Below are 952 nucleotides of genomic sequence, written 5' to 3' on the forward strand. Positions count from 1 at the left end.
AAAATGCTCACTTACAAAACCAACTCCCGCCCCTATTGTATTTAAAATAATATCATCGATATCGAAAATCCTGTAAACTAGATATCTTTGACAAAGCTCAATTATTAAGGAAACACTAAAACCTAAAAACATAAAAATCAATAATTGTTTCCGGAATCGCATGTTATTTAGCTTAATAAAAAAAGGAAGGAGGAATCCTAATGGTAAAAACAATAAAACATTCCCCCCTAAATTCCTTACATTAAATTGAAAAGATCTGTTTAACAATAATTCAATTATTGTTGGCTTTAATTTTAATGGGGGTAATCCCGTTTGCACTGGCAAGTAGTTATGGGAAAAGATTGTTATTTTCAGAAGGATACTAATGTATACTAAAAAAATAATCAGAACTACTAATTTGAAAATCACTTTTTTATTTAAATTATCCAACATTATACTTCCCTCTCTGGAAAGAGGGGAGAAAATGAGTCTTTCTCCCCTTTAAACCTCATTTTTATGGATTAAAAATCCGACCTGTTCCAACTAGATTTCCGTCGTAAGTGGATACGGGTTTCGACATAACAAAGTAAATTTCACCGGAAGGTATGTTATCAAAATTGACTGAAATGCTTGAAGCACCTCCATCACACTCAATTGGAATATCTGCCCAACCCGCTAGACTACCGCCAGCATATAACGATAGACGGAAAAATTGATCTGGCCATGCAAAATGATCTGGATCTGCCCAGCATGCATCATTAATCCTAATTGTAACGTTGCTTTGTGTATTTGAAAATGTACGGGATGTCAAATTGGCATAAAAATCAAATTCAAAATTAAAAGGCAAGCTTTCTGCAAGTGCAGATATATCAGAAGTAGTTACTTCTCCTTCATCCGATAATTCAACCATTGTCGCCTGAATGTGATGGATGACTTGTGGTTCTACAAACTCCCCTACATATTCTTTAAATAC

At 34.0% G+C, this 952-nt stretch carries 2 protein-coding genes; both read right to left on the reverse strand.

What is annotated here, in order from left to right:
- On the reverse strand, nucleotides 1–432 hold a 432-nt coding region (locus tag PSHG_RS25995; protein ID WP_010267339.1), incomplete at its 3' end, for a VanZ family protein.
- Between the two features lie 61 nt (nucleotides 433–493).
- Nucleotides 494–952, reverse strand: a 459-nt coding sequence (locus PSHG_RS26000; RefSeq protein ID WP_010267340.1) for a hypothetical protein, incomplete at its 5' end; no start/stop codon positions are given.

The sequence above is a fragment of the Paenibacillus senegalensis JC66 genome, assembly GCF_000285515.1.
Lineage (GTDB): Bacteria > Bacillota > Bacilli > Paenibacillales > NBRC-103111 > Paenibacillus_L > Paenibacillus_L senegalensis.